Source organism: Planococcus sp. 1R117A (assembly GCF_051417975.1).
In the GTDB taxonomy this organism is placed as follows: domain Bacteria; phylum Bacillota; class Bacilli; order Bacillales_A; family Planococcaceae; genus Planococcus; species Planococcus shenhongbingii.
Genome location: NZ_JBPRLO010000003.1, coordinates 149,181 through 170,787, shown reverse-complemented (window position 1 = coordinate 170,787; position 21,607 = coordinate 149,181). Strand labels below are relative to the sequence as shown.

Here is a 21,607-nt window from a genome sequence, read left to right as displayed (position 1 = left end):
AAGATAGGGGTAGTCGATTATGGGTAAACAAAATTATCGTAAAGCCATTGAAAAAGGCCGACAGGAAATTCCAGTTCAAAGCATTGCTGCTCCTTCAAGAAGGGCACAGCGCAAAGCGGTTAATAAGAAACCGAAAAAGACCAAAAACATGCTGCTGCCTACGCTGTTTTTCATTTTCATGTTAATCCCTGTGACACTTCTTATATACGTATATTTCCTGTATGAGCCGAATGACACATTAATTACCAGCACAGTAAATGATCAAGTGAGCCTGGAAACAACACCGCCGGCATCTGAAACTCCTCTTGTTCCCGTCGAAGGAGAAGAAGAAAAAGAGGAAGAGCCGAAAGCTTTAGCGGAAAAAGAAGCTAAAGAAGCCAAAGCTCAAAAAGCGGCTGCCGAGAAAGAACAAGCTAAAAAAGAAGCTGCTGTTAAAGAAAAGGAACAGGCGGAAGCAGAAGCAAAGGCTAAAGCCAAAGCAGAGGCAGAAGCCAAAGCCAAAGCAGAGGCAGCGGCCAAAGCAGAGGCGGAAGCCAAAGCCAAAGCAGAAGCAGAGGCCAAAGCAGAAGCAGAAGCTAGAGCTAAAGCAGAAGCAGAAGCAAAAAGACAGCAAGAACAAGAAGCAGCCGAAAAAGAGAAAGAAGCCAAAGAAAAAGCAAAATCATCACAAAAGACACATGTGGTCCAATCAGGCGAAACCCTATACCGGATTGCCGTTAATGCCTACGGAGCAGCAGGAGCAAATGCAGGAGTTGAAAAGATCAAACAAGCAAACGGTTTAACTTCTAACGAAATAAGTGTTGGCAGTACGTTAATTTTGCCTTAAAGAGGGAACAATAAAAGTATTGCCGCAACAAAGCAACAAAGCTGAGGAAAAAGTAGAGGTGAACTGGATGTTTGTGAAAAGTGTGATGGTAAAGAGAGAAAAATGCATTACAGTTAAAATGGATGATTCAATCCAAATGGGTCTTGACTTGCTGGAACGCCATTCAATAGACGCTTTGCCGGTTGTAGATGGCACTGAATATAAAGGGATTTTCACATGGTTCCATGCTTACCGGGCATTTTTCTATTCAGGCCAGACGAAGGACGAGTTTACCAGCACAGCTAAAGTTAGCGATGTAGTTGTTAATCAGGAAGTTTATCTGAATATCGACGATGTCTTTGAAAAAGCAATTGTCGAGTTGAATGATTTTCCGATTCTTGCAGTTGTACAGGATAACGAATTTTTGGGGATAGTGACACGTTTTGATGTAATGAATCAATTGCAGAGCGCTTTTGGCATGCAGCAAGAAGGTGTGCGCATCACCTTTACTTCGGTTGAATCAGAAGGGCGCATTGGACGGCTTGGTGATATAATAGAGAAGTATAAAGAATCTGTGGTCTCGCTTGTTACATTTGATGAAACGGATAAAGTGGTACGGCGCATCGTTTTGAAAATCAAGAAAAAAGACAATGTTGACCGCTTTTTAAAAGAGTTGGAAAAATCGGGATTCCGGGTTTTGGATATCTCGGAAGACTGAGATTAAAATTACTTTTAAAGAGGCACAAGCAGCTCTTTGCTTTTGTCTCTTTATTTTGATTGAGGGGAATTACTTTATATGAAATGGATTTATAAAGGCAGTCTGGCAATTCTGGCGCTGCTTCTTTTTATGTTGCGCAACGCTTTTCAGCAAAACTTGAAGAGTCAACGCGTTCAATTGCATGCCGCACATCGGTTTGAACCATTTAAGTTAATGTTTATTTCAGATATTCACAGAAGAAAGTTAAATTCAAGTTTGTTGGAAGATCCTGCAGATGTTGTCATCATAGGAGGGGATTTAACAGAAAAAGGTGTGCCATTAAGCCGCGTTGAAGAAAATCTGAAAATCCTCAGCAAACTCGGCCCGCTTTACTTTGTTTGGGGAAATCACGATCGAAGCGTGGGCGAGGCGGCAGTGCGCAAGCTGTTTGAGGAGTATAATGTCAAAGTTTTAGAAAACGAAGGAGTTAATCTTCTAGGGCAGCCGCACTTGAAATTGGTTGGCATTGATTATTTCAGCTATGGAAAAAATTCAATCATTACTGCTTTTTCTGATGTAGCATCAGACGACACTGTTATTTTTGTATCCCATACGCCTGCTGTATTTAAATATGTGAGAGAAAAATACCCTGCCGATTTCCTGCTTGCCGGCCATACGCATGGCGGTCAGATACGTCTGGGTAAATACGGGATTGCGGAAAAAGGAAGATTAACTGAGAGCGGTGGGAAAGTGGAGTTGGTAAGCAACGGATACGGCACCACCAAATTGCCGCTTCGTTTAGGCGCGGAAGCGGAATATCATGTTTTTGACATACATCCGAAATAAAAAACTTCGATTAAGGCCTTTGTCTGCTGAATGGCAGTCCAACAAATTGTTTTTGTGGCCAATGAAATTCTAAATGGAAAAACAGGTATTTCATGTCTCTTTAAAGTGCAGGAAACAGCAAAGTGCTTTTAGTTGCCAACGGTGAAAGAAGTCTTCTATTCTTAAGGAATAGATATTGATTGTGGGAGAGGTTTCAAGTATGGAAAATGTAGATGCTCTGATTATCGGGGGAGGACCTTGCGGTTTGGCAGCAGCCATCGCTATCAAGCAAATAGGCCTTCAGCCGGTAGTCATTGAAAAAGGAAACATCGTCAATGCCATTTATAACTATCCGACCCATCAGACTTTTTTCAGTTCCAGTGAAAAATTGTCGATAGGGGATATTCCTTTTATAACAGAAGACCGGAAAGCCAAGCGCAACCAGGCGCTGGTCTATTACCGGGAAGTAGTGAAAAGAAGCGGAATCGAAGTGCGTTCTTTTGAAACCGTTTTGGCTGTTGAAAAAGAAGAGAAGTTTATTGTCCGGACGTCCAAAAATACCTATCATGCGAAATATGTTATTGCGGCAACCGGCTATTACGACAATCCGAATAAATTGGAAGTAAAAGGTGCTGATTTGCCGAAAGTCATGCATTATTTCAAGGAAGGGCATCCTTATTTTGACCAAGATATCCTTGTTATCGGCGGCAAGAACTCAGCAGTAGATGCAGCGCTTGAATTGCATAAAGCCGGAAGCCGCGTAACAGTTTCCTATCACGGCACAAGCTATTCCAAAAGCATCAAGCCTTGGATCTTGCCGGAGTTTGACAGCTTGGTGAAAAAAGGTGAAATTACGATGCTGTTCGACTCTATTGTCGATAAAATTACGGAGCGGGAAGTAGAACTGACTGTCAATGATACAAAAGAAACGATTCCGAATGATTTCGTATTTGCGATGATCGGCTATCATCCTGACCACGATTTTTTGAAAAAGATTGGCATTGCGATAGACGAATTGACAGGCTGCCCTATATTTAATGAAGTGACAATGGAAACCGATACAGATGATATGTATGTTGCCGGAGTGATTGCTGCGGGAAATAATGCCAACTCCATCTTTATTGAAAACGGCCGTTTTCATGGAGAACAAATTGCTGCCGCCATTGCGGAAAAGGAAAGCGTACGCTAAGTGCGCTTTTTTGTTTTTCTTGCCCGTAAAAAGATATTTGCAGCACGGTACAATGGTGTAAAATAGGTTGGAGAAAGGGTGTTGTATTGCATGAATAAAAAAGTTTCTTTGATTACCACCGGCGGAACCATAGCGAGCAAGGAAGTTTCGAAAGGATTGCTGAAATCAGGCGCCATTTCAGGAAGAGAACTGGCGGCGCTATGCCAATTGCCTGAAGAAATAGAAGTAAAAGTCATCGATATTTTTCAGTTGCCAAGCATGCATATCGGCTTCGACAAGATGCTGAAGCTGCGGGAAGCCATCAAAGCAGAAATGGAAGATGAAACAGTGGATGGGATTGTAGTGACCCATGGGACGGATACATTGGAAGAAACCGCTTATTTTTTAGATTTAACAATCGATGACAACCGCACAATTGTCGTTACAGGTTCACAGCGTTCACCTGATGATGTAGGAACAGACGTTTATTCAAATTTGCGGAACTCCATTTATGTGTCGGTTGATGATAATTTGAGAGGCGTCGGCACAGTAGTGGTTTTCAATGAACGGATTTATACGGCGAAATATGTGAAAAAAGTGCATAGCAGCAATTTGCAAGGGTTCGATTCATTCGGCCATGGATATTTAGGGATTATTGATAATGATGTGGTAAGCATTTACCAAAAACCGATATTCCATGAAGTTCACGAAGTAAAAGGCGATTTGCCGAGAGTGGAAATTATCAAATGTTATTCCGGACAAGATGGCCATATGATTGATTTGCTGGCGCACACTGATGTGGCAGGAATCGTTCTGGAAGCTGCGGGTAGAGGGCAAGTGTCGCCTCATATGGTTGAAGCGATTGAGCGGGCCATTCAAAAAGGCATCACGATTGTCTTGACGACTAGCGCAGAAGAAGGCAAAGCATATCCAAGCTACAGTTACCCCGGCAGTGCCCATGATCTGATGTTGAAAGGCGTTTTGCTGGGCAGCGATTACGACAGTAAAAAAGCGCGGATCAAGCTGGCAATCGTATTATCTAATGCAAAAAAAGTAGGCATTAACACTTTCAATAAATAAGCATTTATGAAATTGATAAATTGATAATATTTACCAGTATGCCGTGTTATAATTAAGGGACTTTAAGCAAAGGAGCAGGCATATGATAATTTTACTGACAGTTGCGATTGCTCCAAGTCTGGCGTTGTTCAGTTACTTTTATTTGCGTGACCAATTTGCTAACGAACCTTCAAAACTTTTGTTTCAATGTTTCATTTACGGGGCAGTGCTGACTTTCCCGATTTTGTTCATTCAGTATGTTTTTGAATTTGAAGGAGTCTTTAACCATGCTTTCAGCCAGAATGTGCTGTTTCCGAGTATAGTTGAAGAATTTTTCAAATGGCTTGTTTTAATTATTGCCGTATACCGGCATATTGATTTTGAAGATCCATATGATGGCATTCTTTACGGAGCAAGCGTGTCATTAGGGTTTGCTACAGTAGAAAATATCTTATATCTGCTTGAGTTCGGTTTGGAAACTGCATTTATCAGAGCTTTTCTGCCAGTCTCAAGCCACGCGTTATTTGGAGTGGTTACAGGTTATTATTTAGGCAAAGCGAAGTTTACCAAAGGTCCACATGGCCCAAAATTGCTGGCGATGGCATTGATCAGCTCCTTGGTTCTCCACTTGGCCTATAATTCAATTTTATACACAAATACGAAATGGTCCTACAGTGTGATTCCATTTATGCTGTTTCTATGGTGGTTTAGTTTAAGGAAGGTAAAACAAGCGCACCAGTTGTCTTTGACGCATTATCATGACAATACTTCCTTACATCCATAACACAGCATTCTCTCTTGAATGTAAAAAGTCTTGTAGCCCAAGGCTTTTTTTTGTGGCCAAATTTCAAAGGAATCTTGATGGGTCTGAACGGCTATTTCCGCATTTCTTGTTGTCCAGCTGCAATGGCCAGATTCTCGGGTCATAAGCCAACCCAGCTGTGTGGCAGAAAACGCCACTTCGCTGGTCTGTCTTATGCCTGTCGAATCTGAACGGCCATTTCCGCATTTCTTGTGTTGTCCAGCTCTGCCGCCTAGTCCCTCGGGTCGTAAGCCGCTTCGGCTATGCGGCTGAAAACCTGCCGCTCCGCCAAATCGTCTAAAAACCCACTGCTCCTGCAGCACTTCGTGCTTCGTCGCAAAGAGATGGACCAAAATTGTTTGGTCCATCTCTTGCCTGTCGGGACTGAATAGGCGGCTCCGCTTTTCTATGTTAAAATATGTTGAATACATATGATGAGGTGACTTTTTTGACGAAATCAATACAGATTGCTCTTGATGGCCCTGCGGCTGCCGGGAAAAGCACAATAGCAAAAATTGTTGCAGAACAATTAGGATATATTTATATCGACACGGGTGCTATGTACCGTGCCATCACTCTTAAAGCATTAAACGAAGGCATTGATCTGTCCAGCAATGAAGAGGCAGGAAAACTGCTGGCCGATACAGAAATAGATTTGCAGCCTTCCGAAAACGGACAGCTGGTTTTTCTTGATAATAAAGATGTGACGGAAGATATCCGCTCGCAGCATGTGACAAAAGCGGTTTCTGAAATGGCGGCTCATGAATCCGTGCGCACACAGATGGTTAAACTGCAGCAGCAGCTTGCTGAAGAACGAGGCGTGGTCATGGATGGCCGTGACATCGGAACCGATGTTCTGCCGACTGCGAAATTGAAAGTGTTCATGTCTGCGAGTGTCGAAGAACGGGCACGCCGCCGATTTGAAGAAAATAAAAAGCGCAGTATCCATACGCCAATTGATGAATTGCAGGCGGAAATTGCGAAGCGGGATAAAATGGACAGTGAACGGGAAGTATCTCCGCTCCGCCAAGCGGAAGATGCGATTTATCTCGATACGACTTTTTTGACGATTCGAGAAGCTGCAGCAGAAATATTGCGACTGGCAGAAGAAAGGTTGAGTTAAGGTGAATTTGTATGCAATTGGAAAATCCCTTGTAAAAACGACATTAACGCCTCTTTACCGTTTCGAAGTGATCGGCATTGAGAATTTTCCGAAAGAAGGAGGCGTCCTGCTCTGCTCTAACCATATTCATGCGCTTGATCCCCCGGTTGTGGGCATGACTGCTCCAAGGACGGTGCATTTCATGGCAAAGGAAGAACTTTTTAAGTTGCCGATTCTAGGACCGATTTTACCAAAAGTTAATGCATTTCCTGTAAAACGGGGAATGAGTGACCGGGAAGCGCTTAGAACAGCATTGAAAGTGCTGAAAAGCGGAGAAGTCGTCGGCTTGTTCCCTGAAGGGACAAGATCAACGGATGGCGTCTTAAAAAAAGGATTGAGCGGAGCCGGATTTTTTGCTCTTCGCGGCAATGCTGATGTAGTTCCTTGTGCCATTATTGGACCTTATAAAACATTCCGTAAAGTAAGAGTGGTGTACGGTGAGCCTATACAAATGGCGCCTTTCCGAGAAAGAAAAGCATCTGCTGAAGAAGTGACAGAAATGATCATGAGCCGCATTCAAGATATTCTGGATGAATATAGCAAAAATAAGTGATAATTTTTGTTTTTATTAGAGAATTCGAATAAAATAGAAAGTGGATAGTTTGTGAAGGAGGGCTACTTATGTCTGAGGAAATGAACATGATGGAAAACCGTGACTTCCAAACAGGAGATCGCGTAAAAGGTATTGTTACTAATATAGAAGAAAAAGCAGTAACTGTAACTATTGAAGGGGCACCTTTTGATGGGGTTATTCCAATCAGTGAGCTGTCAAGCCTTCATATCGAGAAAGCATCAGATTCAGTTCAGGTTGGTGATGAGCTAGATTTAATCATCACTAAAGTAGAAGACGAAAACTTTGTATTATCCAAACGGAAAGTTGATGCCGAACAGGCATGGGACGAGTTGGAGAAAAAGTTTGAGTCGGGCGAGATTATCGAATCTGAAGTGAAAGATGTCGTAAAAGGCGGACTTGTGGTCGATCTCGGCGTCCGTGGGTTCGTACCGGCTTCATTAGTAGAAGATTATTTCGTTGAATCCTTCGAAGACTACAAAGGAAAAGTTATGACTTTTAAAATTGTCGAGATGGAAAAAGAAAACAATCGGTTAATTCTTTCGCATCGGGCAGTTGTAGAAATGGAAAAAGAATCGCAAAAAGTAGAAGTGATGGAACATATTCACCAAGGGGATGTGCTTAAAGGGAAAGTACAGCGCATTGCTTCTTTTGGTGCTTTTGTGGATATCGGCGGAGTGGATGGACTTGTTCACATTTCCCAATTATCACATGAGCATGTAGAGAAAGTATCCGATGTCGTAACCGAAGGACAAGAAGTAACGGTAAAAGTTCTTTCGGTAGACCGGGATTCCGAACGGATTTCCTTGTCGATCAAGGATACACTTCCTGGACCGTGGGATGCCATTGAAGAAAAAGCGCCAAAAGGTTCTGTCCACACTGGAAAAGTTAAACGGATCGTAAGCTACGGTGCGTTTGTGGAAGTATTGCCTGGAGTTGAAGGTCTTGTTCATATTTCGCAAATCGCCCACAAGCATATCGCGACCCCGAATGAAGTTCTATCTGAAGGCCAGGAAGTCCAAGTAAAAGTACTGGAAGTAAATAAAGCTGATAAACGCCTGTCACTCAGCATTAAAGAACTTCAGGAAAAAGAGAAAGAACATGATTATTCCAATTATGAAATGCCGGAAGAATCCAGTGGTTTTTCAATCAGTGATGTTATTGGCGATAAATTAAAAGGATTTAAATCCGAATAAGATGTCAAGAGCTGATCGGAAGATGGACCATATTCAATTTGCCTTATCAACAGGCCAAAGCGCCGGCACGTTTTTTGACGATATTCGTTTCGTCCATCAAGCATTGCCGAACCTTGGTGTAGAAGATATTCGCATTTATACCGAGACAGGTGATTTGAAATTGAAATCACCTGTTTTTATTAATGCCATGACAGGCGGAGGCGGTAGGCAGACTGAAAAGCTGAATGCGCTCCTGGCATATGCAGCAAAAGAGACCGGAATTGCGATGGCAGTCGGCTCTCAGATGGCAGCGTTAAGAGACCCTGAAGAAAGGGCGTCTTATCAAATTGTCCGCAAAGTGAATCCGGAAGGTTTCATTATCGGCAATCTAGGCAGTGAAGCAAATTTAAAACAAGCTGAAGAAGCGATCGAAATGATCGAAGCCAACGCTCTTCAAATACATTTGAATGTCATTCAGGAACTGACGATGCCTGAAGGTGACCGCGATTTCAAAGGCGCTTTGGAACGGATTGAAGAAATAGCGGAAAAGGTGAAGGTTCCTGTAATCGTTAAAGAAACGGGCTTCGGAATTTCCCGTGAAGCAGCGGAGAAACTGGCTTCAACTAAAATCGCTGCCATCGATGTTAGCGGTTATGGCGGCACGAACTTTGCAGCCATTGAAAATGAGCGGCGGGCGCGCAAGCTGTCTTATTTTCAAGAATGGGGAGTTCCAACAGCAGCAGCGATAATCGAAGTAAAAAAAGCCTTTCCTCAAACCGTGCTGGCGTCAGGCGGCATTCAAAATGCCTTGGACATGATAAAGGCTTTCGCGCTTGGAGCAAATGCGGCGGGGTTGGCTGGCTCCTTTTTAAAAACCGCAATCGAGCACGGTGAAAAGCAGTTGATAACAGATATTGAAACTCTGAAAGAGGATTTAGGGATGATGATGACGGCGTTGGGCGCCAAAGATATCGCCGATTTAGAAGATTGCCCGCTCATTATTTCAGGAGAGCTTTATCATTATCTATTGCTTAGGGGTTATGACCCGGCGGCTTTTGCCAATCGAAAGAAAAACTGAATATTACACCTTTTAAGGTGATGGACATTTACAAGATGCCATCACCTTTTTCGTGTATAATAGGGATATTAGAAGTGGAAGGATGAAGTAATTATGTCAAAACCGGTAGTAGCAATTGTTGGCCGGCCGAATGTTGGGAAGTCCACGATTTTTAATCGCGTGGTCGGAGAGCGTGTATCCATCGTGGAAGATATTCCAGGAGTTACACGTGACCGCATCTATAGTTCGGCAGATTGGCTGACGCATGAATTCAATATCATCGATACAGGCGGCATCGATTTAAGAGACGAGCCGTTTCTAGAACAAATCCGCCAGCAAGCGGAAATCGCAATGGACGAAGCGGATGTCATTATCTTTCTCGTTAACGGGCGTGACGGAGTCACAGCTCAAGACGAACAAGTAGCTAAAATTTTATACCGCACTAAAAAGCCGGTCATTTTAGCAGTCAATAAAATCGATAACCCTGATATGCGCCATATGATTTATGATTTTTACACATTAGGAATGGGAGAGCCTTTCCCGATTTCTGGCTCCCACGGACTGGGTTTAGGAGATCTTCTTGATGAAGTTGCAAAGAATTTCCCGCAAGAAGACGGGGAAGAATATCCAGATGACGTCATTAAATTCTCATTGATTGGCCGCCCGAACGTCGGGAAATCATCACTTGTCAACTCATTTTTAGGGGAAGAACGCGTAATCGTCAGCGATCTTGCTGGAACCACCCGAGATGCAATCGATACGGAGTATGAGTACGACGGACAGCCTTATGTCATTATCGATACAGCAGGAATGCGCAAAAAAGGGAAAGTCTATGAGACTACTGAAAAATACAGCGTGCTTCGTGCACTTCGGGCAATTGAACGCTCAGACGTTGTGCTGGTTGTTTTGAATGCCGAAGAAGGCATTCAAGAACAAGACAAGAAAATCGCTGGATATGCACATGAAGCAGGAAAAGGTGTCATCATCGTTGTGAATAAATGGGATGCAATTGAAAAAGACGAAAAAACCATGAACGTCATGACGAGAAAAATCCGCGAGCATTTCTTATTCTTGGACTATGCGCCAATTATGTTTGTATCAGCAATAAGCGGAAAACGCGTCCATAATATTCTGGAAATCGTCAACCGGGTAAATGACAACCATTCGAGACGGATCCAATCGAGTATTTTGAACGAGGTTATTGAAGATGCAGTGGCGATGAATCCTGCTCCAACGGATAAAGGCCGCAGACTGCGCGTTTACTACGCAACGCAAGTGGCTATACAGCCCCCAACTTTTGTGGTGTTTGTCAATGAACCTGAGCTTATGCACTTTAGTTATGAACGATTTTTACAAAATCGGATCCGTGAAAGCTTTGACTTTGAAGGAACACCGCTCCGGCTGATTACTCGCGCCCGGACATAATTGGAAAAGGTGGGATTGAAAATGGAAAAAGTATCTGTTTTTGGGGCTGGAAGCTGGGGGACTGCTTTGAGTTATGTGTTGACTCAAAATGGCCATGACCTTTTGCTTTGGACCCATCGTTTAGAACAGGCTGAGGAAATCAACAGCCATACAAACAATCGATACTTAAAAGGCATCCAATTGCCGGAAAACCTGAAGGCTACAAACGACTTGCCGCAAACCGTCAATCATTCAGAAATATTTGTGTTAGCAGTTCCGACAAAGGCAATTAGGGAAGTCTGTGCACAAATTAAAGAAAATTTGACGAAAAAAGCATTATTCATCCATGTCTCCAAAGGCATTGAACCGGATTCGCTGAAACGGATCAGTGAAATGATCCGCGAAGAAATTCCGGAGCAATGGATAGAAGATGTAGTGGTGTTATCGGGGCCAAGCCATGCAGAAGAAGTGGTAATTGAACATCCGACTACTGTGACGGCAGCCTGTGAGAATACGGCTTCTGCTGAGCGGGTCCAGGATCTGTTCATGAATCATTATTTCCGCGTCTACACGAATACAGATGTAATCGGGGTAGAAATCGGCGGAGCTTTGAAAAACATTATTGCGCTAGCTGTTGGCATAACTGACGGCCTTGGCTATGGAGATAATGCCAAAGCCGCTCTGATGACCCGAGGGCTTGCTGAAATCGCGCGGCTGGGTGTCAAGATGGGGGCTACGCCTTTGACGTTCTCCGGCCTCTCAGGCGTTGGAGATTTGATTGTCACATGCACCAGTGTCCATTCTCGAAACTGGCGTGCCGGCAATATGCTAGGAAAAGGCAAGACCATTGATGAAGTGCTTGAAGAAATGGGGATGGTTGTCGAAGGCATCCGTACTACAAAAGCTGCTTATCAATTGTCAAAAAAATACGATGTCCCTATGCCGATCACGGCAGCTTTGTATGCCGTTTTATTTGAAGGTGTATCAACTACGGAAGCGGTTGACATCCTTATGGGGCGTATGAAGAAAAACGAAATGGAAGACCTTATCAACTTACTTTAATTGTCACAAAAGAAGAGGTTCAGCTCCGCGGCCTCTTCTTTCTTTATGTTATAATACGGGGTGAAATAGAACGAAAGGCGGTCAGTTATGAGTTCTTTAGATAAGATGTGGGTCTCCTTTGCGGGTATAGCTTTTTTGATCATTTCGATGGGAATGATTTATTTAAGCAGATACAAATTAAAAAACGGCATCTTGAAATTCCTTTTTGCTTTAGTGGCTTATATTCTGCTGATACTCGGATTCTTTATCATGGTATTCATAGTACTTAGCGGCCCAACCGGCGGCGCTTGAGGTGATGAAAATGAAAAAAGGATTATTAGCAATTATTATGATGCTCAGTATGATGCTTTTGGCGGGATGCATGTATCCGGAAAGTGAACGGGCAGAAAACCAAATTCCTTATGAAGATCAACTAATTTCTGTTCAGAATGCTGTTAACCAGTACCGTGGAGCAAGTGGCGGGTTATTGCCGATCAAAACCAGAGATATGGACGTGGATCAATACATTAAATATCCAATTGATTTTTCAAAAATCGCCCCGACTTATCTTGCGGAAATACCTCCGAATGCATATGAATCTGGTGGAGTTTATCAATATGTCCTGATGGATGTTGAGGAAAACCCAACAGTTAAATTGGTGGATTTGCGCCTTACAGAAGCGATCCGCACGATTAACGTACGGAAAAGCGCGAATGGCGGACAAGCTCCGATTTCTGAAATTATTGCAGATAACGTTTATAAACTGAATTATGAAGCGATGGGATTCAGCGAAGAACAAACAGCGGTCAGTCCATATAGCGGCAGAAATCTTCCGCTTGTTGTGAATGGCAAAGGCGATGTGTTTGTAGATTATTCAATGGATTTGTATACTGTTCTCCAGGAATATGAGGGGACATTGGAACCCGGCCAAGACATCAGGTTTTTATTGTATGAAAACAGCCCGGTCGTTCCGGCTTATTCACTTCCTTACACCGTGAATGAAAAAAATGAACCTGTCTTTAAAGTTGATTAAAATCGCAGTATTAGAGCGGTTTTCGCATTAAATGTAAATATTTAGGAAGAATACTCCATTATTTGCTTTTTTTATTGCAAAACCGCTCTATTACCTGTTGCTATGCGATTTTCGATATGATACTCTTTTTACAGGATTGAAGGATTGCATCCCCTTTGAGAGGAGGTGAATAGCATGAACAAGACAGAATTAGTGAACTCTGTTGCTGAAGCAGCTGAACTTTCTCGTAAAGACGCTGCAAAAGCAGTTGACGCTGCATTTGAGGCGATTCAAAACGCTCTAACTCAAGGTGACAAAGTACAATTAATCGGATTTGGTAACTTTGAAGTACGCGAACGCGCAGCACGCAAAGGTCGTAACCCGCAGACTGGTGCTGAAATCGAGATCGCTGCAAGCAAAGTTCCTGCATTTAAGCCAGGTAAAGCGCTTAAAGACGCAGTGAAATAATTTTCAGTGCAGTACATAGAATGGCTTTTTCGTGACTTGTTCACGTAAAAGCCATTCTTTTTTTGAGCTAACAGTTTTGCGTATAACGTGGCTATATGCTACGATTCATGTGAGAAAAAACAAGAGAAACCTAAACGGTTGCTGCAGTCGTATAAAGATTAACTTCTCTCAGCAGGGAATCTTACGGGCCGTTAAAACGGAGGGAAATCCGATTTGTCTTTTACAGGAGGAAACAACGTGATAGATATAGATTCGAAAAAAGTAGATTTAGATAAAATAGAAAAAGCGGTTACCATGATTCTTGAAGCTGTAGGAGAAAACCCGAACAGAGAAGGATTGCTGGATACACCGAAACGTGTCGCCAAAATGTATGCAGAAATATTTTCTGGATTAAAAGAAGATCCAAGAGAATATTTCAGTACGGTTTTCCACGAAGGACATGAGGAATTGGTTCTTGTAAAAGATATACCTTTTTACTCGACTTGTGAGCATCACCTTGTTCCGTTTTTTGGCAAAGCCCATATTGCTTACATTCCCCGAGATGGAGTCGTGACCGGATTAAGCAAACTGGCACGCGCAGTAGAAACAGTGGCGAAGCGCCCTCAACTGCAGGAACGGATCACTTCCACCATTGCTGATTCACTGATGGAAACTTTAAACCCGCACGGCGTATACGTAATGGTTGAAGCGGAACATATGTGCATGACGATGAGAGGCATCAAAAAGCCAGGCGCTAAAACAGTGACTGCAGTCTCAAGAGGCATACTTGAAAAAGATGATATCAAACGATCGGAAATTATCACTTATATAAATATGAACTAATTGAACTTTCAAAGAAGCGGGTGAAAAAATGGCTCAACTAGAATACATTGTGATTCGCGCATTAGAAGACGGCGTAAACGTCATCGGTTTAACTCGTGGCAATGACACTAAATTTCACCATACCGAAAAATTGGATACCGGTGAAGTAATGATTGCCCAATTCACAGAACACACGTCAGCGATGAAAATTCGCGGCAAAGCGGAAATTCAAACAGCCCATGGCCTGGTAGAAAGCGAAGCGAAAAAATAGGCGTTATTGGATGAAGGCAAGCCTTTGCTTATGATATACTAGGGTAATATGGCTAAATCATGAATGGAGCAAGCAGTATGAATGAACAACTAATACATTCAAAAATCACTTCTATGGAACTCGATGTCTTAAAAGCTGTAAAACAGCGGACGCTAGAGAATTTCACGGAAGGTCCATCAGTTGAACGGGCACGTTTGTTTTTTTTGTTGCTGCCTTTTTTTGACGAAAATCATTGGTCAGGCGAAATAGAGGCTTCAGCAAAAACAGTTTCAATCGTTTATGCTGCTCTGCATGCCCATGATGAAGTGAAGGAAAATGCGCTAGTCATAACAAAAAAACAGCAGTTAACTGTCCTGGCTGGTGATTTTTACAGCGGCATCTATTATCAGATGCTGGCCAATTTAAACAATATAACGATGATTCAGCGTTTGGCGACGTCAATCATAAAAGTGAGCGAAAACAAAGCTTCTTTTTACGATGGGCTAGTCCGTTCAGTTGAAGAAATCGATGGCTTAGTCCAGGTGATTGAAACGGAATTATTAATGACATTTTATAAATTTTATGGATTTGAGAAATATGCACCGCTGGCTACTTTGATGCTTCGCTATATCCGATATGTGGAAGAGCTTGAATGCCTGCAAAACAACAGCCAGACTCGAATTCTGCGTTTGTTAAACCAGACTCTCCAGCACCCGTTGCATACAGAGCGTTGGCTACTGGAGAAGTTGGATTTATTGCATGAAGATATTTCGCTGACCATCAATTCTTATAATTTCAACTATGAACTCAAGAGCTTTATGCTCCATCAAATAACCCCGCACCAGCATAGAGCTGAGCAGCTAACCCGAGAAGGATGACTGAGATGCAAAAAACGAAAGAACAGCGTGTACATGAAGTTTTTGAAAAAATATCGGACAATTACGATCAAATGAATTCTGTCATCAGTTTTCAGCAGCACAGTAAATGGCGTAAAGACACCATGGACAAAATGCAGGTGCCTAAAGGGGCTGCTGCAATTGATGTATGCTGCGGCACGGCAGATTGGACGATCGCTTTAGCCCAAGCAACAGGTGAGACAGGCAAAGTGGTCGGATTGGATTTCAGCCAGAACATGTTGAATGTTGGAATCGAGAAAACCAAACATATGCCTCAGGTAAAACTGGTTCAGGGAAATGCAATGGCATTGCCGTTTCCGGACAATTCATTTGATTTTGCGACAATTGGATTTGGTCTTCGCAATGTACCGGATTACCAGCAGGTGCTGTCAGAAATGCACAGGGTTCTTAAGCCCGGCGGGATGATTGCGTGCCTTGAAACATCACAGCCGAATAATTTGCTATTCAAGCCGTTTTTCCGGTTCTATTTCCGTTTCATCATGCCGGTATTCGGCAAGTTGTTTGCGAAAAGCTATAAGGAATATTCATGGCTGCAAGAATCGGCTAAAGGCTTTCCGGGTATGAAACAGCTGGCCAAACTTTTTGTTCAGGTCGGATTTGAAAAAGTGAAATACAAACCTTACACTGGTGGTGCAGCTGCACTGCATTTAGGCATTAAAAAAGTAAAATAGCGGGAGAAGGTTTTTTAAGTGGAAAAGGTGAAGTTGAAATTGCTCTATTCCGATCTTAAACCGGAATTAGATATGATTGAAAAAGAATTAGAACAGGCAGTGGATTCCAAATCTCACCTATTAAACGATGCTTCTCTTCACTTATTGCAGGCCGGAGGGAAACGAATCCGACCTGTTTTTGTTTTGCTTGCGGGCAAATTCGGAAATTACAATATCGATGTGATGAAACAAGTTGCCGTCCCGTTAGAGCTGATTCATATGGCGTCCCTTGTGCATGACGATGTCATAGACGACTCGGATATCCGTAGAGGCAAACCGACGGTCAAGGCGGAATGGAATAATAGTGTTGCCATGTATACGGGTGATTTTATATTAGCCCGGGCATTGGAGTATATCACTGACATCGATTCTCCAAAACTTCACCATATCTTATCTAAGACGATGATTGAAGTATGCCGCGGCGAAATCATTCAAATTGAAGATAAATATAAACTGGATCAAAATTTACGGGATTATTTGCGGCGCATTAAACGCAAAACGGCTTTGCTTATTTCGTCGAGCTGTGAATTAGGGGCATTAGTATCAGGGACAGATGAAAAAACCGCCGCCCATTTGCGCAGGTTCGGTTATTTCATCGGCATGTCTTTCCAGATCATCGATGATATTTTGGACTTTACTTCAACAGACGAAGAGCTTGGAAAACCGGCAGGGAGCGATTTTATTCAAGGCAATATCACGTTGCCGGTGTTATGTGCACGCCGCAATCCGGAAGTATACAGTTTATTGAAAAACAGCCTTCAAAAAGAGTTGACGGACAAGGAGCGGCTATTAGTTGTTAAAACCATCCGCAACAGTCCGGGAATCAGTGAAGCGAAAGCCATCAGTGAACGGTATTTGAAAAAAGCGCTGCAGGAACTGGATTATTTGCCTAAAAGCCCTGCCAATAAAACAATGCGAAAAATCGCCTTTTTTATTGGAAAGAGAAAGTTTTAGCCAGATAGTTGACAAATAGCATCAAACTGATAGTATTTTTTAAGGTGGGCAAAAAGCCCGAGCTTTAAATAGAGGAGTGTTCATAATGGAAAAAACTTTCTTGATGGTTAAGCCGGATGGCGTACAGCGCAATGTAATCGGTGAAATCGTAGCACGTTTTGAGAAAAAAGGTTATCACTTGGTTGGGGCTAAATTGATGCAGATTCCAGCTGAATTGGCTGAGCAGCATTACGGCGAACATAAAGAACGTCCTTTCTTCGGTGAATTGGTTGAATTCATCACTTCAGGTCCTGTATTTGCAATGGTTTGGGAAGGCGAAAACGTTATTTTGACTGCACGTCAAATGATGGGCGCTACTAACCCTAAAGATGCAGCTCCAGGAACAATCCGCGGCGACTTCGCAGTTACTGTCGGCAAAAACATGATCCACGGTTCGGATTCAGCTGAAAGCGCTGAACGCGAAATCGGCTTGTTCTTCAAAGAAGAAGAATTGGTATCATACGAAAAAACAATGAACAACTGGGTAAACTAATCCAGGTAAAAAAGCAGCTTCGCTGCTTTTTTTATTTTGCCTAAAATCCATAATAAAAAGTTGTGGGTAAGTGAAAGGTAAAAAGAAATGCGAATTCTGTTCGACAGGAAAGCCAGTGGTGAGGCAAGGAAAAGTTCCGAAAGGATTAGCCTGGACAGTATCTCTATCCTCTCGCGGAAAGTATTTGGCTGTTTCTCGATCACTGAGTTGACTTCAAGTAATGAAAAAGAGTTGGGGTGATTTCTTCAACGCTTAATAATCATTTTTTAACTTCAGCAAACTGTCCATTCCATTTGGGCAGTTTTTTTATTTCACAATAATTGTTTTTAAATAGTTTAATGTCATTGAAGGAATTGTAAAGATTAAATTTCCCAATAGATTGAAGTTTCACTTTATCTGAATTTAAGATAGAATTGATGAAATACTATATGTTATAGTGATACATAAATACTTTAGTGCGTTGAAGGGAGAAAGTGTCATGCGTTATTTAACAGCAGGAGAATCACACGGTCCACAGTTGACCGCCATCATCGAGGGGTTACCGGCACAAATGCCGCTGACTGCAGAAATGATTAACAAGGAATTGAAAAGACGGCAAGGCGGACATGGACGCGGCCGGAGAATGCAGATTGAGAAAGATACGGTTGAAATAGTATCAGGCGTGCGCCACGGCAAAACACTTGGCTCGCCGGTAGCTCTAGTAGTCAAAAATGACGATTGGAAACATTGGACGAATATTATGGGCATTGAGCCGATTGAAGATACGGATGAAGTGAAACGCCAGATTACACGTCCGCGTCCAGGCCATGCCGATTTGAATGGCGGCATGAAGTATGGGCACCGCGACCTTCGCAATGTGCTAGAGCGCTCTTCTGCGCGGGAAACGACTGTACGTGTCGCTGTCGGAGCAGTTGCTAAACAATTGCTGTCTCAGATGGGCGTGGAAATTGTAGCCCATGTAACGGAAATTGGCGGCATTAAAGTGAATCCTGAAAGTTACCAAGGAAAAACTGCAGCTGAAATCCGGGAGATTGTCGAAAACGATGCCGTATACTGTGCAGATCCGTCAGTAACCAAACAAATGACCGACTTAATCGATGAAACGAAGAAAAATGGCGATTCGATTGGCGGGACGGTTGAAGTAATAGTAGAAGGCATGCCAGCAGGAATTGGCAGCTATGTCCATTATGACCGCAAACTGGATTCGAAAATCGCTGCTGCAATGATGAGCATCAATGCATTTAAAGGCGTGGAGTTCGGAATTGGCTTTGAAATGGCCAGAAAACCAGGCAGCGAAGTACATGATGAAATCCAGTGGACGGAAGGCTTAGGCTATACCCGCAAAACAAATAACTTGGGTGGATTTGAAGGCGGAATGACAACGGGCATGCCGATTATTGTACGAGGAGTCATGAAACCGATTCCGACGCTTTACAAACCGCTTCAGAGTGTCGATATTGATTCGAAAGAACCTTTCCAAGCGAGCATCGAGCGTTCGGACAGCTGTGCGGTTCCGGCGGCTTCCATCGTTGCAGAACATGTAATAGCCTGGGAAGTAGCCAATGCATTGATTGAGCAATTTGATGCGGATCAAATGCCTCGCTTGAAAGAAAATTTACAGAATTACTTAAATTATACGAAGGAGTTCTAAACATGAAGTCACTTCGAGTCGAAGCCGATCAACCATACAATGTCCACATTGGGCTTGATGTATTTGAATTGTTCTCGAGCCAATACCGCGAGCTGCTAAATTCAGCTGACCGTATCGTGGTCATAGCTGACAAGAAAGTCGCTTCGCTTCACCTTGATTCACTTTTGCAGTTTTTGCAGCCATATGAAGTGAGTGTATTTACTACACCTTCTGGCGAACACGCAAAATCCATTGAAACCTTTATGGACTGCCATAGCTTCTTATTGAAAGAAGGCTGTTCCAGAAAGTCGCTTCTTTTGGCATTCGGCGGAGGTGCCACAGGAGACGTTGCCGGATTTGTTGCTTCGACATTTATGAGAGGTGTTCCGTATATCCAGATTCCGACCACTATTCTTGCGCATGATAGCGCAGTTGGCGGCAAAACAGCCATCAACCATGCACTTGGAAAAAATATGATTGGGACGTTTTACCAGCCTGCGGCAGTACTTTACAATATCCAGTTTCTGAAGACATTGCCCCAGCATGAAGTGCGGTCCGGCATGGCGGAAGTGATCAAACATGCTTTTATTTCCAATGAAGAGTGGCTGTCTGAGCTGCTGCGGATCCATTCGTTCAATGAATTGGTTGATGAGGACTGGATGCTTCATCTGGAGCGGGGAATTGCGGTAAAAGCAGCAATCGTAGAAGAAGATGAATTTGAAGGCGGCGTCAGAAAGTATTTGAATTTTGGCCATACTTTAGCACACGCGATAGAGGCTTATCTCGGATATGGCAAAATCACTCATGGCGAAGCAGTTGCTCTTGGAATGGCCTATGCCTTGCTATTATCCGGTCATCCGCGCTTGGAAGAGTTTTTGGCATGGTGCCAAGCGAATGGTTATCCATTGGAGAAAATCCAGGAGATTTCATTTGATGATGTCATTGATTATATGAAAAAAGATAAAAAATCTTCAAAAGGGTCGCTGAATTTTGTACTGCTTCAAAAAACGGGTCAGCCGTATGTCGAAGCCATTGACGAAGAACAGGCACAAGCCGCTTATGAACAATTGCAATTAAAAATAAGAGGGGTGTTATTATGATCCGAGGAGTTAGAGGAGCCATTACTGTGGCAGCCGATCAACCGGAAGATGTTTTGCGTGAAACGGGCCGTCTTGTTTTAAAGATGGCAAAAGAAAACCGGATTAAACCGGATGATGTGGCTTCTGTCATCATTTCAACGACCACCGACATCGCATCGGCTTTTCCGGCAAAAGCGGTGCGGACACTTGAAAACTGGAATTATGTTCCTGTCATGTGCACGCATGAAATGGATGTGCCAGGCAGTTTGCCGCTATGTATCCGCGTCATGATGCATGTAAATACAACATTGGCTCAAAAGGAAATCCAGCATGTTTATTTGAATGATGCTGTGAAGTTGCGTCCTGATCTGGTCAAAAACAATGAGGCGAAAATGCTATGAACCCACAAGTGCTGATCATCGGGCTTGGCTTGATCGGCGGGTCATTGGCAAAAGCGCTGCAGCGGCATGCCGGCGTACAAGTTGCCGGGTATGATGCAGACCCGCATACAGCCAGAAAAGCTTTTAAAATGGGTATTATACATAGCTCACCTCCGTCTCTTGAAAGAGCAGCCGCAGAAGCGGATGTCATCGTTTTTGCGACACCGGTAGGCACTACAATCAAGTTGATGGAACAAAGCAAGTATTGGAATTTGAAAGCGGATGTCATTTTAACCGATACAGGCAGCACTAAAAACCACATTATGGAAGCTGCTAGAAAATTGAACCATACGTTCATTGGCGGCCATCCGATGGTGGGTTCCCACAAAAGTGGTGTAGAGGCTGCAAAAGAGGTTTTGTTTGAGAACGCCTTTTATATTCTGACGCCATCGGAAGGCACCAGTGAAGAAAGCATCTCTTTTCTAAAAGAGCTTTTGTCGGTGACGAAAGCGAAAATCAAAGTGCTGAAAGCTGATGAGCATGATTATATGACAGCAATCGTCAGCCATTTTCCGCATCTGATAGCAGCTTCATTGGTGCACCAATTGGCTAAAGAGGAAGAATATCCGTTTGCCAAGCAGCTCGCTGCAGGAGGTTTTCGGGATATTACCCGAATCGCGTCGTCGAACCCGGAAATGTGGCGGGACATAACTACACAGAACAATGATATGATTGTCCAGCAATTGACTAATTGGATGGAGGAAATGGAGCAATTGCGGGACTTATTGGTCCGCAATGAGCCAGAACCAATCCAGCAGTATTTCCAACGCGCCAAGTCGGTGCGGGACGAACTTCCGATTGCTGGCCACGGAGCAATGTATAGTGTGTATGACTTGTATATCGATATTCCGGATGTTCCAGGAAGCATTTCCGAAATAGCTGGTTATCTGGCGGAAGAACAAATCAGCATCGTCAATTTGCGGATTCTGGAGACCCGCGAGGACGTCTTCGGGATTTTAGTCATCAGTTTCCAAACTCCTGAAGACCGCGAACGGGCAAAAGAATGCATTAGTAAAAGAACAGCATACGATACGTATATTTCCTGAAA

26 protein-coding genes are annotated in these 21,607 nt (G+C 43.2%); 25 read left to right on the top strand and 1 reads right to left on the bottom strand.

What is annotated here, in order from left to right:
* Positions 1–19 precede the first annotated feature (19 nt).
* From ACSFXN_RS10630 to prsW, 6 genes are all read left to right on the top strand, one after another.
* Positions 20–826, top strand: a complete 807-nt coding sequence (locus tag ACSFXN_RS10630) for a LysM peptidoglycan-binding domain-containing protein (protein ID WP_437150089.1) — start codon at positions 20–22, stop codon at positions 824–826.
* 67 nt (positions 827–893) lie between these two features.
* The gene (locus ACSFXN_RS10625; RefSeq protein ID WP_437150088.1) at positions 894–1,523 is read left to right on the top strand and encodes a CBS domain-containing protein; all 630 of its coding nucleotides are present in this window, start codon (positions 894–896) and stop codon (positions 1,521–1,523) included.
* 78 nt (positions 1,524–1,601) lie between these two features.
* On the top strand, positions 1,602–2,348 hold the full coding sequence (locus tag ACSFXN_RS10620; RefSeq protein WP_437150087.1) for a metallophosphoesterase: 747 nt from the start codon (positions 1,602–1,604) through the stop codon (positions 2,346–2,348).
* 199 nt (positions 2,349–2,547) lie between these two features.
* The gene (locus ACSFXN_RS10615) at positions 2,548–3,516 is read left to right on the top strand and encodes a YpdA family putative bacillithiol disulfide reductase (RefSeq protein WP_437150086.1); all 969 of its coding nucleotides are present in this window, start codon (positions 2,548–2,550) and stop codon (positions 3,514–3,516) included.
* 90 nt (positions 3,517–3,606) lie between these two features.
* Positions 3,607–4,575: an asparaginase gene (locus tag ACSFXN_RS10610; RefSeq protein WP_437150085.1), complete on the top strand. Its 969-nt coding sequence runs from the start codon at positions 3,607–3,609 to the stop codon at positions 4,573–4,575.
* A gap of 82 nt (positions 4,576–4,657) precedes the next feature.
* Positions 4,658–5,338 (top strand): glutamic-type intramembrane protease PrsW, encoded by a 681-nt coding sequence (prsW, locus tag ACSFXN_RS10605; RefSeq protein WP_437150084.1) that lies wholly within the window; start codon positions 4,658–4,660, stop codon positions 5,336–5,338.
* Here prsW and ACSFXN_RS10600 read toward each other — a convergent pair.
* The gene (locus ACSFXN_RS10600) at positions 5,311–5,724 is read right to left on the bottom strand and encodes a hypothetical protein (protein WP_437150083.1); all 414 of its coding nucleotides are present in this window, start codon (positions 5,722–5,724) and stop codon (positions 5,311–5,313) included. The two genes, prsW and ACSFXN_RS10600, sit on opposite strands and share 28 nt — an antisense overlap.
* Before the next feature lie 80 nt (positions 5,725–5,804).
* On the opposite strand from ACSFXN_RS10600, the gene cmk reads away from it, so the two are divergent.
* The 19 genes from cmk (at position 5,805) to ACSFXN_RS10505 (ending at position 21,605) form a co-directional block, all read left to right on the top strand.
* Complete coding sequence (cmk, locus tag ACSFXN_RS10595) at positions 5,805–6,479, top strand: (d)CMP kinase (RefSeq protein WP_437150081.1); 675 nt, start codon at positions 5,805–5,807, stop codon at positions 6,477–6,479.
* Position 6,480: 1 nt separating this feature from the next.
* Positions 6,481–7,071: a lysophospholipid acyltransferase family protein gene (locus ACSFXN_RS10590; protein ID WP_437150080.1), complete on the top strand. Its 591-nt coding sequence runs from the start codon at positions 6,481–6,483 to the stop codon at positions 7,069–7,071.
* A gap of 68 nt (positions 7,072–7,139) precedes the next feature.
* A complete protein-coding gene (rpsA, locus tag ACSFXN_RS10585) occupies positions 7,140–8,285 on the top strand; it encodes a 30S ribosomal protein S1 (protein WP_300989477.1) in 1,146 nt (381 codons plus the stop codon).
* A gap of 22 nt (positions 8,286–8,307) precedes the next feature.
* On the top strand, positions 8,308–9,342 hold the full coding sequence (gene fni, locus ACSFXN_RS10580; RefSeq protein WP_437150078.1) for a type 2 isopentenyl-diphosphate Delta-isomerase: 1,035 nt from the start codon (positions 8,308–8,310) through the stop codon (positions 9,340–9,342).
* Positions 9,343–9,435: 93 nt separating this feature from the next.
* Positions 9,436–10,746, top strand: a complete 1,311-nt coding sequence (gene der, locus ACSFXN_RS10575) for a ribosome biogenesis GTPase Der (protein WP_437150077.1) — start codon at positions 9,436–9,438, stop codon at positions 10,744–10,746.
* A 21-nt stretch (positions 10,747–10,767) separates the two neighbouring features.
* A complete protein-coding gene (locus tag ACSFXN_RS10570; RefSeq protein ID WP_437150076.1) occupies positions 10,768–11,787 on the top strand; it encodes an NAD(P)H-dependent glycerol-3-phosphate dehydrogenase in 1,020 nt (339 codons plus the stop codon).
* A gap of 87 nt (positions 11,788–11,874) precedes the next feature.
* Complete coding sequence (locus tag ACSFXN_RS10565; protein WP_300989473.1) at positions 11,875–12,078, top strand: DUF2768 domain-containing protein; 204 nt, start codon at positions 11,875–11,877, stop codon at positions 12,076–12,078.
* 10 nt (positions 12,079–12,088) lie between these two features.
* Positions 12,089–12,799 (top strand): hypothetical protein, encoded by a 711-nt coding sequence (locus ACSFXN_RS10560; protein ID WP_437150075.1) that lies wholly within the window; start codon positions 12,089–12,091, stop codon positions 12,797–12,799.
* A gap of 174 nt (positions 12,800–12,973) precedes the next feature.
* The gene (locus ACSFXN_RS10555) at positions 12,974–13,246 is read left to right on the top strand and encodes an HU family DNA-binding protein (RefSeq protein WP_036801889.1); all 273 of its coding nucleotides are present in this window, start codon (positions 12,974–12,976) and stop codon (positions 13,244–13,246) included.
* A gap of 237 nt (positions 13,247–13,483) precedes the next feature.
* A complete protein-coding gene (gene folE, locus ACSFXN_RS10550; RefSeq protein WP_301854619.1) occupies positions 13,484–14,068 on the top strand; it encodes a GTP cyclohydrolase I FolE in 585 nt (194 codons plus the stop codon).
* A 28-nt stretch (positions 14,069–14,096) separates the two neighbouring features.
* Positions 14,097–14,318 (top strand): trp RNA-binding attenuation protein MtrB, encoded by a 222-nt coding sequence (gene mtrB, locus ACSFXN_RS10545; RefSeq protein WP_437150074.1) that lies wholly within the window; start codon positions 14,097–14,099, stop codon positions 14,316–14,318.
* 77 nt (positions 14,319–14,395) lie between these two features.
* Positions 14,396–15,175, top strand: coding sequence for a heptaprenyl diphosphate synthase component 1 (locus ACSFXN_RS10540; RefSeq protein ID WP_437150073.1), 780 nt, complete (start codon positions 14,396–14,398; stop codon positions 15,173–15,175).
* 5 nt (positions 15,176–15,180) lie between these two features.
* On the top strand, positions 15,181–15,885 hold the full coding sequence (locus ACSFXN_RS10535) for a demethylmenaquinone methyltransferase (RefSeq protein WP_437150072.1): 705 nt from the start codon (positions 15,181–15,183) through the stop codon (positions 15,883–15,885).
* Positions 15,886–15,903: 18 nt separating this feature from the next.
* Positions 15,904–16,878 carry a heptaprenyl diphosphate synthase component II gene (gene hepT, locus ACSFXN_RS10530; RefSeq protein WP_437150071.1) on the top strand — a complete coding sequence of 325 codons (975 nt, stop codon included), beginning with the start codon at positions 15,904–15,906 and terminating at the stop codon, positions 16,876–16,878.
* Positions 16,879–16,963: 85 nt separating this feature from the next.
* Positions 16,964–17,410: a nucleoside-diphosphate kinase gene (gene ndk, locus ACSFXN_RS10525; protein ID WP_300989466.1), complete on the top strand. Its 447-nt coding sequence runs from the start codon at positions 16,964–16,966 to the stop codon at positions 17,408–17,410.
* A 478-nt stretch (positions 17,411–17,888) separates the two neighbouring features.
* Positions 17,889–19,061, top strand: coding sequence for a chorismate synthase (aroC, locus tag ACSFXN_RS10520; protein WP_437150070.1), 1,173 nt, complete (start codon positions 17,889–17,891; stop codon positions 19,059–19,061).
* 2 nt (positions 19,062–19,063) lie between these two features.
* Positions 19,064–20,140: a 3-dehydroquinate synthase gene (gene aroB / locus ACSFXN_RS10515; RefSeq protein WP_437150069.1), complete on the top strand. Its 1,077-nt coding sequence runs from the start codon at positions 19,064–19,066 to the stop codon at positions 20,138–20,140.
* Positions 20,137–20,520, top strand: coding sequence for a chorismate mutase (gene aroH, locus ACSFXN_RS10510; protein ID WP_437150068.1), 384 nt, complete (start codon positions 20,137–20,139; stop codon positions 20,518–20,520). Before aroB ends, aroH begins: the two co-directional genes overlap by 4 nt.
* Positions 20,517–21,605: a prephenate dehydrogenase gene (locus ACSFXN_RS10505; protein WP_437150066.1), complete on the top strand. Its 1,089-nt coding sequence runs from the start codon at positions 20,517–20,519 to the stop codon at positions 21,603–21,605. The genes aroH and ACSFXN_RS10505 overlap by 4 nt, the downstream gene beginning before the upstream one ends.
* The last annotated feature ends 2 nt before the right edge of the window (positions 21,606–21,607 follow it).